Source organism: Streptomyces sp. NPDC007164 (assembly GCF_040634135.1).
GTDB classification, from domain to species: domain Bacteria; phylum Actinomycetota; class Actinomycetes; order Streptomycetales; family Streptomycetaceae; genus Streptomyces; species Streptomyces sanglieri.
The window spans coordinates 1-13890 of record NZ_JBEYFB010000013.1 but is presented as its reverse complement, the minus strand read 5'-3'; the positions used below and the strand labels follow the sequence as shown (position 1 = coordinate 13890).

Annotated in this window: 10 protein-coding genes; 6 read left to right on the top strand and 4 right to left on the bottom strand. The window is 73.2% G+C overall.

Going from position 1 to position 13890, the window contains the following annotated elements:
- Position 1: 1 nt before the first annotated feature.
- The 3 genes from ABZ622_RS18435 to ABZ622_RS18425 all read right to left on the bottom strand — a co-directional run bounded on the left by ABZ622_RS18435 (position 2) and on the right by ABZ622_RS18425 (position 3910).
- A complete protein-coding gene (locus ABZ622_RS18435; RefSeq protein ID WP_360544310.1) occupies positions 2-1339 on the bottom strand; it encodes an ABC transporter substrate-binding protein in 1338 nt (445 codons plus the stop codon).
- 62 nt (positions 1340-1401) lie between these two features.
- Positions 1402-2625 carry an ROK family transcriptional regulator gene (locus ABZ622_RS18430; protein ID WP_360544308.1) on the bottom strand — a complete coding sequence of 408 codons (1224 nt, stop codon included), beginning with the start codon at positions 2623-2625 and terminating at the stop codon, positions 1402-1404.
- 220 nt (positions 2626-2845) lie between these two features.
- On the bottom strand, positions 2846-3910 hold the full coding sequence (locus ABZ622_RS18425) for a mechanosensitive ion channel family protein (protein WP_360544306.1): 1065 nt from the start codon (positions 3908-3910) through the stop codon (positions 2846-2848).
- Positions 3911-4275: 365 nt separating this feature from the next.
- Here ABZ622_RS18425 and ABZ622_RS18420 point away from each other — a divergent pair, with 365 nt between their 5' ends.
- On the top strand, positions 4276-4812 hold the full coding sequence (locus tag ABZ622_RS18420; protein ID WP_360544304.1) for an HNH endonuclease: 537 nt from the start codon (positions 4276-4278) through the stop codon (positions 4810-4812).
- Positions 4813-5058: 246 nt separating this feature from the next.
- On the opposite strand, the gene ABZ622_RS18415 is transcribed toward ABZ622_RS18420, so the two are convergent.
- Positions 5059-8073 carry a beta-N-acetylglucosaminidase domain-containing protein gene (locus tag ABZ622_RS18415; protein WP_360544302.1) on the bottom strand — a complete coding sequence of 1005 codons (3015 nt, stop codon included), beginning with the start codon at positions 8071-8073 and terminating at the stop codon, positions 5059-5061.
- A 332-nt stretch (positions 8074-8405) separates the two neighbouring features.
- On the opposite strand from ABZ622_RS18415, the gene ABZ622_RS18410 reads away from it, so the two are divergent.
- The 5 genes from ABZ622_RS18410 to alc all read left to right on the top strand — a co-directional run bounded on the left by ABZ622_RS18410 (position 8406) and on the right by alc (position 13595).
- Entirely contained in the window at positions 8406-8690 is a 285-nt protein-coding gene (locus ABZ622_RS18410) for a hypothetical protein (protein WP_360544300.1), read from the top strand.
- Positions 8691-10901: a 4-alpha-glucanotransferase gene (gene malQ / locus ABZ622_RS18405; RefSeq protein ID WP_360544298.1), complete on the top strand. Its 2211-nt coding sequence runs from the start codon at positions 8691-8693 to the stop codon at positions 10899-10901. It begins immediately after the preceding gene.
- A gap of 235 nt (positions 10902-11136) precedes the next feature.
- Entirely contained in the window at positions 11137-11367 is a 231-nt protein-coding gene (locus ABZ622_RS18400; protein ID WP_072488871.1) for a hypothetical protein, read from the top strand.
- A 109-nt stretch (positions 11368-11476) separates the two neighbouring features.
- Positions 11477-12400, top strand: coding sequence for a LysR family transcriptional regulator (locus tag ABZ622_RS18395; protein WP_360544296.1), 924 nt, complete (start codon positions 11477-11479; stop codon positions 12398-12400).
- A gap of 55 nt (positions 12401-12455) precedes the next feature.
- Complete coding sequence (gene alc, locus ABZ622_RS18390; RefSeq protein ID WP_360544294.1) at positions 12456-13595, top strand: allantoicase; 1140 nt, start codon at positions 12456-12458, stop codon at positions 13593-13595.
- Positions 13596-13890: the final 295 nt, after the last annotated feature.

Sequence of the window (13890 nt, the reverse complement as noted above, 5' to 3'; positions counted from 1 at the left end):
TCTACTTCGCCTGGGCGATCGCCGCGTCGATCTCCTCGGCGGTCTTCTTCAGACCCGCCTCGATGTCCTGCTGCCTGCCCTTCTCGATGTCGAATCCGAGGTTCTGCAGGGACGTCAGGTACGCGCCGCCGTTCACCGAGGGCGGGGTGGTGGTGCTCTTCGGGTTCGCGGCGATGTCCAGGAAGGTCTTGAACCGCGGGTCGTACTTCAGCTTCGGCGACTTCAGCGCCGCCAGGGTCGAGGGCACGTTGTGGATGGCATTGGCGAAGTTCACCACGGCGTCGGTGTCGGTCGTCATGAACTTCACCAGCTCCCAGGCCGCGTTCTGCTTCTTCGAGGTGGCGGCGATACCGGCGATGGTGCCGGTCAGATAGCCCTTGCCGTAAGAGTCGGCCTCGTCGTCGGCGACGGGCATGGGGGCGACGCCGATCTCGAACTTGGGCTTGGTCTTCTCGGCCATCCCGAGCCGCCACTCGCCGTCCAGCTGCATGGCCACCTGGCCGGTGTGGAACGGGTGCTTGGCGCCCCACTCGTCACCGAACGACGTGCGGTACTTCTCCAGCTTCTCGTAACCGCCCAGGTCGTCGACCAGCTTCTTCTGGGTCTTGAGCATGGAGGCGAACGCCGGGTCCTTGGCGATGTTCGACTTTCCGTCCGCGTCGAAGTACTTCGGGTCCCAGCCGCCGAGGTAGTGCTCGGTGGTCGACTCGTAGCCGTGGTAGTTCGGCATGAAGCCGAGCCGCTCGTACGAGTCGCCCTTGGTCTTCGTCAGCCGCTTGGCGGTCGCGGCCAGCTCCGACCAGGTCTGCGGGGGCCGCTTGATGCCGGCCTTCTCGAACGCGTCCTTGTTGTAGTAGAGGCCGTACGCGTCACCGAGCTGCGGCACGGTGCAGCGCACCCCGTCGAACTGGGTGTACTCGTTCATCGCCTTGGGGAAGGTCTTGTCCGGGTCGATCCCGTCCTTCTTCAGGAAGGGGTCGAGATCGACGAACGCCTTCGACGAGCAGAACTTGCCGACGTTGTTCGTGGTGAACGACGAGATGACGTCCGGGGCCTTCGAACCGCCCGCCCGCAGCGCCTGGTTGATCTTGTCGTCGGTCATGTTGCCGATGACCTTCACATGGATGTTGGGGTGAGCCTTCTCGAAGGCGTCGACCGTCGCCTCAATTCCCTGGACCTCGGTCGGGGTGTTCCAGCCGTGCCAGAAGTTGATGGTCGTCTCCTTGGACGGGTCATCACTGGTACCGGAGCCGCTCTGACCCGTACAGGCCGAGGCGAGCAGAGATATGGCGGCGGTCGCGGCGAGCGCGGCGGCCGTCTTCCGGCGGTTTCCGGACATGGCGGTCTCCCGGTGAAGGAATGGGGCAGGGGTACGGAGGAAACGGGCGGGCCGAGAAGGGTTCAGCGGGACGTGTCGAAGACTTCGTCACGAGTGGTGGCGAGGGCGCTCTCCAGCGCGCCGCGCAGTACGGGGCGGTGCATCACTTCCCCGGCGATCAGCCGGGGACGGGAGGCCGCCAGCTGGGTGAGCTCGGCCTCCACCCGGCAGCGCAGCGGCTCCCCGCCGGCCGCGATGACATCGCCGGACAGCACGACGATCTCCGGGTCGAGCACGGCGATCATGGAGGCGAGACCGGTCGCGAGGCCGGTGGCGAACCGGTCGAGGAGCTGGATGTACGGGCCGTCCTCACCCGCCTCCTCGGCCTCGGCGGCGCGGGTGAGCAGCCGGGCCGCGACCTCGTGGTGGGTGCCGGAGGCGCGGACCGGCTCGTCGTCGATGCCGAGCTCCCGGCCCAGCCGGGACAGCACCTGGGCGCCGGCCAGCTCCTGGAAGCCGCCCGCGTTCACCTTGGTGACCTGACGGACCAGCGGGGCGCCCGGCACCGGCAGGAAGCCGACCTCGCCGGCGCCTCCGGTGAAGCCGCGGTGCAGCCGGCCGTTTATGACGAGGGCGGCACCGAGCCCCTCCTCGTTCCACAGCAGGACGAAGTCGTCGTGCCCCCGCGCCGCGCCCAGCCGCTGCTCGGCCACCGCGACCAGGTTCACATCGTTCTCGTACTCCACCGGCATCGGCAGGAAGGCGGCCAGCTCCTCCAGCAGCGTGGGGGAGTGCCAGCCCGGCAGGTGCGAGGCGTACCGCAGCCGCCCGGTCCCGGGGTCGAAGGCGCCCGGGGTGCCGATGACGACCCGGTGCACATCGCCGCGGGTGAGCCCGGCGTCCTTCACCGCCCCGTCCAGCGCCTCCGCCACCTGCCGCACCACACTGTCGGCGCGCCGCCCCGGGGTGCGCAGCTCGAAGTTCCCGACCGTTTCGCCGGTCACATCGGCGACGGCGGCGACGATCCGGCGGGCGTTCACATCCAGCCCCGCGACATGGGCGGCCCGCGCGTTCACCCCGTACAACTGCGCGTTGGGCCCCGGGCGCCCCGCCACCGTCCCGGTCGCGACGACCAGCCCGGCCGCCTCCAGCCGGGCCAGCAACTGCGAGGCGGTCGGCTTGGAGAGCCCGGTCAGCTTCCCGATCCTGGTCCGGGACAGGGGGCCGTGCTCCAGCAGCAGATCAAGGGCGGCCCGGTCGTTCATGGCCCGCAGTACGCGGGGCGTACCCGGTGTGGTTCCGGCCATGAGTGCTGCACCTGCCCTCTGTTAGGAAAGTTTCCTATTCGGTGAGAGGACGGTATGCGCACGTCACCGGGGCGTCAATGGGCAGCGCCCCGGTGGCAACCAAAGCGTTACCTCGGTCACTTCCGGAATCTCCGGCTCCATGGTGGCGCATGCCCGATCGGGCCGCCGGTGAACCGAGTTGGGGACACGCCGGCCCGCCGGCCGCCCGGACGGCCGCGGCCTACTTCGAGATGTTCGGCGGGTTGATCGGGGCCGTGGCCAGCGACTGCGGCGAGGTGGCCGAGGCATAGGCCGAGGGGGCGGCCACGGAGGCTGCCGGGTCGGCCTTGGAGGGCTCGTCCGCCTGGGCCGGGACGCCGCCGACGATGCGGATGCCCGCCTCGTCGAAGGCCCGCTTGATCCGCCAGCGCAGCTCGCGCTCCACGCCCAGCGCCTTGCCCGGCATCGTCTTGGCGCTCAGCCGGACCGTCATCGAGTCCAGGAGCACGGCGTCCAGGCCCAGGATCTCCACGGGGCCCCACAGGCGCTCGTTCCACGGGTCTTCCTTGGCCATGGCCGCGGCGGCCCCGGTGATCACCGTACGGACCCTGTCGAGGTCCTCGGTGGGGCGCACCGTCACATCGACTCCGGCCGTGGACCAGCCCTGGCTGAGGTTGCCGATCCGCTTCACCTCGCCGTTGCGGACGTACCAGATCTCACCGTTGTCGCCGCGCAGCTTCGTGACCCGCAGGCCGACCTCTATGACCTCGCCGGAGGCGACGCCCGCGTCGACGGTGTCGCCCACGCCGTACTGGTCCTCCAGGATCATGAAGACACCGGAGAGGAAGTCGGTGACCAGGTTGCGCGCACCAAAACCGAGCGCCACACCGGCCACACCGGCGGAGGCCAGCAGCGGGGCCAGGTTGATCTGGAAGGCGCCCAGGATCATCAGGGCGGCGGTGCCGAGGATCAGGAACGACGCGACCGAGCGGAGTACCGAACCGATCGCCTCCGAGCGCTGGCGGCGGCGCTCCGCGTTGACCAGCAGCCCGCCGAGCGCGGTGCCCTCCACCGCCTGGGCGCTGCGGTTCATCCGTTCTATGAGTTTGGTCAGAGCACGCCGGATCGCGATCCGCAACACGATCGCGATCGCGGCGATGAGGATGATGCGCAGACCGGTGTTCAGCCAGGTGGACCAGTTCTCCTCCACCCAGCCCGCGGCGTCGCCGGCCTGCTTGGCGGCTTCGTCCAACGAGCTGCCGGGCTCGGGTGACGGGGCTGCGGCCAACAGGGCGGACAGGGACACGGTGGAACCTCCAGGTGGGCGACGACGGCCCGACCACACTAACGGCCTCACCCGCGTACTCCGTTGCCGTGACCGAGCGGAGAGACACGTCTCACGAGGGGATTCCGAGGCCGGGAAGCGGGTGCGGCGAGCGGCCGCCGCGGTCGTCTGTGGCCGATCGCACATCGGTGCGGCCGCCCGGACAACGCCGCCGGAGCACCCGCTTCCGGCGCGCGGCCGCGGCACGGGCGGCGGGGGGCCCGGAGAAAAATCCTCCCGGCCCGTTACCCGCACGTGGTGGCGCTTCGACCAGGCAGGAGTAGAGACTGAGATCGGATCGTCCCGGCGCGAGCCACGCGCCGCCGGCGTACAAGGAGGCATCCACCGTGCCGCATGTCCTGGTTCTCAACGCGTCGTACGAGCCACTCGGCGTCGTACCGCTCCGCCGCGCGCTCGTCCTCGTCCTCGAAAACAAGGCCACCTGCCTAGAGGAGTCCGGCGCCTTCATGCACAGTGCCACCCGGGCCGTCCCGGCCCCCAGCGTCGTCCGCCTGAAGCGGTTCGTACGCGTCCCCTACCGGGGGCCCGTGCCGCTGACCCGCAGGGCGCTGTTCGCCCGGGACGGGGGGCGCTGCATGTACTGCGGCGCCGCCGCGACCAGCGTCGACCACGTGATTCCGCGCAGTCGCGGCGGACAGCACGCCTGGGACAACGTGGTGGCTGCCTGCCGCCGCTGCAACCACGTCAAGGCGGACCGGCACCTGCCCGAGCTCGGCTGGCGGCTGCACCAGCAACCCGCCCCGCCCACGGGCCTGGCCTGGCGGATCATCGGCACGGGACACCGCGACCCGCGCTGGTTGCCCTACTTGCAACCGTTCGGCGCGGACGACGCCATGGCCCGGATCGACGGCATTTCCGCCTGAGAGATCCGGGCCTTAGACCGACCGGCAATTGGGGGGCGGCGTCGCGGGGCTGGGCACGCGCGTCTGCGGCGTTGCCGTCAATCAACAACGCTCCTTCCCCGAGCTCTCGACTGCGCTCGAGCAGGGGAGACCCCATCTGTCTCAATCCTCCGCCTTGCAACCGCACGCACCCAGCCCCGCTCCTTCTCCCACCCCCCAATTGCCGGTCGCTCTCAGCCGTCCCCGGGACGGAACGGGCCCGGATCGCTACTCCGTCCCGGCGACGGCGTACGCCTCCACCGACCAGAGCGAGTAGCCGAACTCGCTGCCCCGGGCATCGCCCTGGACCCTGAGATAGCGGGCGTCCTTCGCGTCCATCCGGACCGACTCGTGCCCGCCCCTGCCGTCCCGGACGGTCGCCGCCGTGCGCCAGCTGCGGCCGTCCGAGGAGACCTGGAGCCGGTAGCGGGTGGCGTACGCGTCCTGCCAGTTCAGCACCACCCGGCCGATCCGGGCGGTCCGCGGCAGCTCCGCCTGCCACCAGGCGTCGTCCTCGACCGGTGAGGACCAGCGGGTCTCCGGATCGCCGTCGGTGGCGGCCGACGCCGGGAAGTCGGGGGTCTCGTCGCCGGACGAGGACGCGGTGGCGGCACGCAGCAGATCGGGGCCCGCGGTGCGCGGGAACGCCCGGACGGTGAGCGTGCTGCGCTCGTCGCCGAAGCTCAGCGGCACCTCGTACTCCCCGGCCGGGGTGCCCGCCGGGACCGTGATCTCGACGGGGACCTCGGTACGCGAACCTCGCGGCAGCCTCGTCTGCTTCGGTATGTCCACCTTGATGCCCTTGGGCGCCTTCGCGGTGAGCGCGCCACGCACCTCGGTGGGGCGCCGGGCGGCCAGGCGGGCGTCGACCCGCTGCGGCCCGCCGCCGATCTCGGCGTCCGTCTCGCCGCGCGCGAGATCGAGCCGGGCCGCGGGCTCGTCGCCGAACCAGGGCACCAGCGCGTGCACCCGGGGAGCCGGCGCCGAGGTGCTCCCGGCGGTGCTGCTCCCGGGGGCCATCGGCGCCACCGGGCCCGCGACGACCGGGGGCATCGACGGGCCGCCCGTGGGCCAGCTGATCCGGATCGCGTCGGTCCGCAGCCCCTTGCCCGCCGTCTGGGTCCAGCCGGTCTCCGACAGCGTGCCCAGGCGGCGCCAGCCCTCGCCGGGCACATGCGCCTCCAGCGCCGCGCCGGCCACCGTGCCACCGCCGGGCAGGGTCATCGTCGTCACGGCCTCCACCGGACGGGACCGGTTCAGCCGGACCGTGTAGCTGCCCGGAGCCTTGGTGACCGTACCGGCGTCGCGGTCCGCGCCCGTCCAGGCGTCCGCCTCCCGGCGCACCCGGTCCAGGAACGGGCCCAGGACCCCCTTGCCGACCGTCGCGCCGTCCTTCTTCGCCGCCCTGCGCAGCGGCTCCAGGGCCAGCGACGCCTGCCAGGCGGCGTCGCCGTCGCCGCGCGACTGGGCCTGGAGCAGATCCACGGCCAGCTCGCCCGCCCGGCCGTACCGGGACAACTGCTCGGTCCAGGGACGCACTTCGCCGTCCAGCCGCCCGTCCGCCAGGCCCTTCAGCCGCTGCGGGGCCTCCCGCATCACGGTGAACGCCTCCCGCAGGTCGCGCGCCGCATCGTCCCGGGCCGTGACGTCGTGCGCCGCGCGGGACTTCCAGAACGCGGCCAGCAGCGGCCGCAGATACGCGGACTCGTCACCGCCCAGCACCGACGTCGCGCTGTTCCCGGCCAGCGCGCGCAGCGCCTCCCTGGTGCGTGCGTCACCGCCCGCCAGATCGTCTATCGCGGCCCGCCAGGACTCCTGCGGCCGGTAACCCTTCGGGTTCCAGGCGAAGTCGGCGGCGGTGAACAGCGGGATGCGGGAGGCGGAGGGCTGCTCCATCGCGTTGGCGAGCAGCGCCGCGGAACCCATGGCCACGGCGGGGTCCCGGCCGGTGTAGGGGCCGAGGAAGATCCGGTCCTGGGCGTAGTCGTTGACCGGGTAGTTGTCCATCGTGACCAGCGGGTGCCCGAACGCGGCACGGGCACCGGCCAGTTCCCCGCCGGTGATGGTCCTCGGCACGACACCGACCCCCGTCCAGGCGATCTGGACCCGGTCGTCCAGCTCCTCGGCGAGCGCCTTGCGGTAGTCGGTGGACCCGTCCTGGTAGAACTCCGTCGGCATCACCGACAGCGGCTGCGAACCCGGATACCGGTCCGCGAGATGCCGCGCCACCTCGCCGGCCACCCGGGCCTGTGCCCTGGCCGCCGCCCGGGGGCCGCTGCCGAAGGTCTCGGCGTCGCCGTCGCAGTGCCATTCGCTGTAGCTGACGTCCTGGAACTGGAGCTGGAAGACCCGCACGCCCAGCGCCCACATCGAGTCGAGCTTCTTCGTCAGCGCCTTCACGTCACCGGCCGACGACATGCACATGGCCTGGCCCGGGGCGACGGCCCAGCCGAGCGTCACATGCTCGGCGCGGGCCCGCTCGCCCAGCGCCCGGAAGTCGGCGCGCCGGTCGGCCGGGTAGGGGTCGCGCCAACGGGCCTGCCGGTACGGATCGTCGCCCGCCGCGTACAGATACCGGTTCTGCTTGGTGCGCCCCATGAAGCCGATCTGGGCCAGCCGTTCCTGACGGGTCCACGGCTGCCCGTAGAAGCCCTCGGTCGTCCCGCGCACGGCGGTGCCCGGCCAGTCCCTGACGGTGACCCCGGCGACGCCTCCGTCCCGGATCAGCTGCCGCAGGGTCTGCACGCCGTGGAAGAGGCCGTCCTCACCGACGCCGTCCACGGCGACGGTGTCCCGGCCCGCGACCCGGCCGGCCGCGATCCGGTAGCCCCCGCCGGGCAGATCGCCGCGCTCCGGGACGCGCAGCGTGCGCAGCGCGTCGCGGGCCCCGTCGCCGCCGAGCCTGATGACCGGGCCGCGGCCGGGCAGGGCCTCGTGGACGGTGCGCACGCCCGCGCCCCGCAGAACGCGGCGGAGCGCGTCGACCGCGTACGGATCGGCGTGCGCGCCGGCGACGAGGGTGGCCTCGGCGGTCAGCGGTACGGACTGTCCGGCGGCCTCGATGGACTGCGGCCGGGGCCATACGGCGGGCAGCCCCGCGTCGTCCGTGCGGTCGGGGGTGGCGACGGCGGGGGAGCCGGGTGCCGAAGGGGCCGCGACGGCCGTCGGCGTTCCCGTGGAGAGCAGTCCGCCGAGCACGGCGACCGCGATGGCCGCCGCCTGCTTTCCGCGTCTGAGCCGCATCGCCCGTCTCCCTCGTTCCCGCCGGTGGCCCCCGGCGTTCGGACCGGAGGGCTCCGAGCCCACCACCCCCGCGCGAGGGTGTCAATGCGCGTGGGTGGTGTGCCGGAAATGCCCGTAGCCGCAGATGGTGCGGGCAGTGGCCGGGCGGGGCGACGGACGCCAAAGATGACGCCGGATGGCCGAAAAGAGCGGACAACTTGCGGGGAACCGGCCCGGGGGGAACGGAATGTGACCCAGGGCACGTTGGACTCGTTGTGATGACGCCTACGTCTGTGGTCGAGCCCGCCGGGTAGGTCTGCTGTGTCCTGTATCCCCACGGCCAGGAGGCCGCCATGCCCGCCGCCGCACAGCTTCTGCTCTCCGCCCTCTCCGGACAGGTGCCGGACGCCACCGCGCCCCCGGCTCCCCGCCACGACGCGCCGCTGGTCCCGGCGCCCCGCACCGGCCCGCTGACGAGCGAGCCGCCGCTCGCCGATGCGATACCCCTCACCAGCGAGCCGCCGCTCGCCGACGCCACCCCCCTGACCAGCGAGCCGCCGCTCGCCGTAAACGCCCCGCTGACCAGCGAGCCGGCCACGTCCGGCGGCGCATGGGGCACGGAGTCCCCAGGAGTCTGAATGGGCTTGTCCCGGCTCGCCGCACTGCACGGCGTCGCCACCTCCTACTCCCCGTCCGCCGATGCGACGGTGTCCGTCCCCGACGAGACGGTCGTCGCCGTACTCGCCGCACTCGGCGTGGACGCCGCCACACCCGAGGCGGTACGGGAGTCACTCGCCGCCGCAGAGTCCGCGGCCCGCTCCCGGCTGCTCCCGCCGACGCTGGTGGTGTGGACCGGGGAGCCGCTGCCCGCGGCCCTGACCGCCCTGCCGCCCGGCACCACGCTGGACATCCACCTCGAAGACCCCGGCTCGGACCCGCCCCCGCGGATGCGCGTTCCGGCCGACCGACCGGATCCGGCCGTTTCGGCGTGGGGCGCCGCCGGCGGGCGTCCGGACCCGGGGGGCGGCCGGGGCGAGGGCGGCACGGGCGCGGCGCCGGACGCCGGTGCGCAAGCGCCCGCGGCGCCCGCCTGGTGGACCGAGCCGCCGCTCGGGGTGCACCGGCTGGCCGTGCGGGCCCCCGGCGGCCGGACCGGGTCCGGCACACTCGTCGTCGCCCCGCCCCGGGCGCCCCGGCCGCCCGCTCGCAGCCACGGCTTCCTCGTCCAGCTCTACTCCCTGCTCTCCGCCCGTTCCTGGGGCATGGGCGACCTCGGGGACCTCGCCGACCTCGCCGCCTGGTCCGGGCGGACGCTGGGCGCCGGCTTCCTCCAGGTCAACCCGCTCCACGCCGGGGTGCCCGGCCGCCCCTCCGACCCGTCTCCGTACCGCCCCTCCTCGCGCCGCTTCCCCGACCCCGTGCATCTGCGCATCGAGTCCGTCCCCGAGTACGGGCACGTGACGGACCGGGGCACTCTCGACGACCTGCGGCAGGACGCCGCGACGCTCAGCGACACCGTCCTGAACAAGGGCGCCCTGATCGACCGTGACGCCGTGTGGGAGCTCAAGCGCCAGGCTCTCGACCTCGTACGGAAGGTGCCCCTCACCCCGGGCCGCCGCGCCGCGTACTGCGACTTCCTGGCCGAGCAGGGGCAGGCCCTGGAGGACCACGCCCTGTGGTGCGCCCTCGCCGAGGTGCACGGCCCCGACTGGCACACCTGGCCCGCCGGGCTGCGCGACCCCCGCTCCAAGGAGACCGCCCGCGCCCGCGGCGAGCTGCTGGACCGGGTCGACCTCCACTGCCGGCTCGCCTGGCTGACCGACGGTCAGCTCGCCGACGCCCAGCGCGCCGCGCTCGACGCGGGCATGTCCGTCGGCATCGTCCACGACCTCGCCGTCGGCGTGCACCCCGGCGGCGCCGACGCCTGGGCCCAGCAGGACGCCTTCGCGCACGGCATGTCCGTCGGCGCGCCCCCGGACGCCTTCAACGCCCGGGGCCAGGACTGGGGCCTGCCGCCCTGGCGCCCGGACGTCCTGGCCGCGTCGGGCTACGCCCCGTACCGCGGACTGCTGCGCGGGCTCCTCGCCCACGCGGGCGCCCTGCGCATCGACCACGTCATGGGCCTGTTCCGGCTCTGGTGGGTGCCCGAGGGACGCCCGCCCACCGAGGGCACCTACGTCGGCCACGACGCCGAGGCGATGCTCGCCGTCCTCGTCCTGGAGGCGCACCGGGCCGGCGCGGTCGTCATGGGGGAGGACCTCGGCACCGTCGAGCCCGGGGTGCGCGAGGAGCTGGCCCGGCGCGGGGTGCTCGGCACCTCCGTCCTCTGGTTCGAGCGGGACTGGGCGGGCACCGGCCGCCCACTGGCCCCCGAGCAGTGGCGCGAGGACTGCCTGGCGACGGTCACCACCCATGACCTGCCGTCCACCGCGGCCCGGCTGAGCGGCGACCATGTGACGCTGCGCCATCGCCTCGGCCTGCTCACCCGCCCGCTCGACCAGGAGCTGACGGCGGACGCGGCGGACACCACCGAATGGCTGGGGCACCTCTCCAGACTCGGCCTGCTCCCCGAGGGCGAGGGCGACGAGGAGGGCGCCGTCCGCGCCGTGCACCGCTTCCTGCTGCGCACCCCCGCCCGCATGACCGGCGTCTGGCTGCCCGACGCGCTGGGCGACCGCCGCCCGCAGAACCTCCCCGGCACCTGGGACCAGTACCCCAACTGGCGCCTGCCCGTCGCCGACGCGGAGGGCCACCCGGTCACCCTGGAGGAACTGGCCGCCGCGCCCCGCCTGCACCGCCTGATGGAGGTCTTCCAACCACACGGGGACCACCCGGAGTCCGCCCGGTGACCCGACCCGCGATCCGGCCCGCGATCAGGCCCGCGACCGGGCCCGCGATCCTCCCCGGGGCCGGGCCCGCGATCAGGCCCGCGACCGGGCCCACGATCCGGCCCGGGGCAGGCCCGCGGTCCTCCCCGGGGCCAGGCCCGTTTCGCCACCCCGAACTCCGCCCCAAGTCCCGCCCCGAACCCCGTACGGCACCCCCGGGCGCGCGCCCCTCGCGGGCGTTCGCTACGTTTGCACCGTGGACAAGAAGAACGCTATGCGCGCCGGCGCCGTCGCGGCCGGAACGACGCTGATGATGCTGCTCATGTCGTCCCCCGCGCTCGCGCTCACCCGCGACGACGGTGACGACCCGGGGCCCGGCCTGAGCGCGATGGAGACCATCGGCCTCTACGTCGTGGCACCCATCGTCCTGTACCTGGTCATCACGGGCCTGGTCATGGTCCTGGACAAGTCCAAGAAGCAGGCCTGACGCTCCACGCCCGTCCCGAGTGCGCCGCAGGTACTCCCCGAGTACCGCGCGGCGCACACGCATGTCCGCGGCACGTCTCCCCGTCGGGGGCGCCGGGTAGGTTGCGGCCATGATCGAGTGGGACGTCAAGAAGCTCCGCATCCTGCGCACCCTGCGCGACCGGGGCACGGTCACCGCCACCGCACAGGCCCTGCTGATGACCCCCTCCGGGGTCTCGCAGCAGCTCTCCGGCCTCTCCAGGCAGCTCGGCGTACCGCTCCTGGAGGCCCAGGGCAGAAGGGTCAGGCTCACCGACGCCGCACACCTGGTGCTGCGTCACGCCGAGGCGGTCTTCGCCCAACTGGAGCGCGCCGACGCCGAACTGACCGGCTATCTGCGCGGCGAGGCCGGCGAGGTGCGGATCGCGGCGTTCTCCACGGCGGTGTCCGCCCTCGTCGTACCGGCGATCCGGCGGCTGCGCGCCGAGGACCGCCCGGGGCCCGACGTGCGGGTGCGGGAGGCGGAGGCCGCGCAGGCGTACGAACTGCTGGTCGCCGGTGACGTGGACCTCGCGCTGTCCCTCGCCGCGCACGCCCCGACGGCCCGCGATCCCCGGTTCGCGGTGCTGCCGCTGCTCGCGGACCCCCTGGACGTGGCGCTGCCCGCCGGCCACCGTCTCGCCGCCGCGCCCGCCCTCCGGCTGGCGGACCTCTCCGGCGAGCCCTGGATCTTCGGCGGCTCGGGGCCCTGGTCGCAGATCACGACGGCCGCCTGCGAGGCCGCCGGGTTCGTGCCCGAGCAGGCGCACAGCGCCTCCGGCTGGACGGCGATCCTGGCCATGGTCGAGGCGGGCATGGGCGTGGCACTGGTCCCGCGCATGGCATCGGCGGAACGCCGCAGCCGGGGCGGCGTGGTGATGCGGGCGCTCGACGCCGACCAGCCGCGCCGTCATGTGGTGGCGGCGGTGCGGCAGGGCGCCGAGCGGGGCCCCGCGGTGGCCAGGGTCCTCGCCACGCTCACCACGACCGCCGAATCGTTCACTTCCACTGAATGAACAGTGCAAAAACTTTCGCTGGACCTGATGGGTTGCTCGCCGTGACACTACGTGCATGACCTTCGACCAGAATGAGAACCACCACGAGGACCCCCACGCCAACGACGCGGCCCCGTACAGCGGTGGTGACCCGTACGCCGACTACCGGACCACCGACCTCCCCTTCACCGAGCTCGTCGACCTCGCCGACCGCCGCCTCGGCGCGGGCGTGATCGCCGCCAACGACGAGTTCTTCGCCCAGCGCGAGAACCTCCTGCTCCGGGAGCGCGCGGCCTTCGACCCCGAGCACTTCGGCCACAAGGGCAAGATCATGGACGGCTGGGAGACCCGCCGCCGACGCGGCGCGGACGCGGAGCACCCGTTCCCGGCCCCCGGCGAGCACGACTGGGCGCTGATCCGCCTCGGCGCGCCCGGCATCATCCGCGGCATCGTCGTCGACACGGCCCACTTCCGCGGCAACTACCCGCAGCGCGTCTCGGTCCAGGCCACCTCGGCAGAGGGCTCGCCCGGCCCCGCCGAACTCCTCGCCGACGACGTGAAGTGGGAGGAGATCGTCCCGCCGACCCCCGTGCGCGGCCACGCCGCCAACGGCTTCGAGATCACCGGCGGCCGCCGCTACACCCACGTACGCCTGTGCCAGCACCCCGACGGCGGCATCGCCCGCCTCCGCGTCCACGGCGAGGTCCTCCCCGACCCGTCCTGGCTCGCCACGCTCGGCACGTTCGACCTGATCTCGGTCCTGAACGGCGGCAGTTACGAGGACGCCTCCGACCGCTTCTACTCCTCGCCGACCCAGATCATCCTGCCCGGCACCTCCCGCAAGATGGACGACGGCTGGGAGAACCGCCGCCGCCGGGTCCGCGACACGAACGACTGGGTCCGCTTCCGTCTGCCCGCCCAGGGCGCGGTCCGCGCGATCGAGATCGACACGGCCTACCTCAAGGGCAACTCGGCCGGCTGGATCGCCCTCCAGGGCCGCAACGGCGAGACCGGCGAATGGTTCGAGATCATCCCCCGCACCCGGCTCCAGCCCGACACCCTGCACCGCTTCCCGCTCCGTGCCCGGGCGGTCGTCACCCACGTCCGCCTCGACGCCTTCCCGGACGGCGGCGTCGCCCGCATGCGCCTGCACGGCAGCCTGACGGAATCGGGCGCGACCGAACTCGCCCACCGCTACGAGGAGTCCGGCGCCTGACCACCCCGGCCCCGCACTTCCCTGCTTCCGCCCGTCGGACGGCTGCGCGATCGGCGCCCGCCCGACGGGCGGTCTCCATCACCGCCAACGGCTCTCGGCGGCAAGCCTGTTGCCGGGGGCCGGTGCGGGCTTGAGCCGGGCGGGAGACCGGGCCGAGCGCACCTCGCGGCGAAGCGCGGAACGACAGCGGCGCCCGGACCGTTCGAACGGTCCGGGCGGGGGGCCCGCGGGAGCCCCCCCGCGCAGGAGAGGAGACCGCTTTAAAAAACTAAAAAGAAAACAAAAAAAGAATTTG

Excerpts from the sequence above, each read along its gene's own strand:
- ABZ622_RS18435 (WP_360544310.1), bottom strand. The coding sequence starts at position 1,339 with ATGTCCGGAAACCGCCGGAAGACGGCCGCCGCGCTCGCCGCGACCGCC.
- ABZ622_RS18430 (WP_360544308.1), bottom strand. The coding sequence starts at position 2,625 with ATGGCCGGAACCACACCGGGTACGCCCCGCGTACTGCGGGCCATGAAC.
- ABZ622_RS18415 (WP_360544302.1), bottom strand. The coding sequence starts at position 8,073 with ATGCGGCTCAGACGCGGAAAGCAGGCGGCGGCCATCGCGGTCGCCGTG.
- ABZ622_RS18410 (WP_360544300.1), top strand. The coding sequence starts at position 8,406 with ATGCCCGCCGCCGCACAGCTTCTGCTCTCCGCCCTCTCCGGACAGGTG.
- malQ (WP_360544298.1), top strand. The coding sequence starts at position 8,691 with ATGGGCTTGTCCCGGCTCGCCGCACTGCACGGCGTCGCCACCTCCTAC.
- ABZ622_RS18395 (WP_360544296.1), top strand. The coding sequence starts at position 11,477 with ATGATCGAGTGGGACGTCAAGAAGCTCCGCATCCTGCGCACCCTGCGC.
- alc (WP_360544294.1), top strand. The coding sequence starts at position 12,456 with ATGACCTTCGACCAGAATGAGAACCACCACGAGGACCCCCACGCCAAC.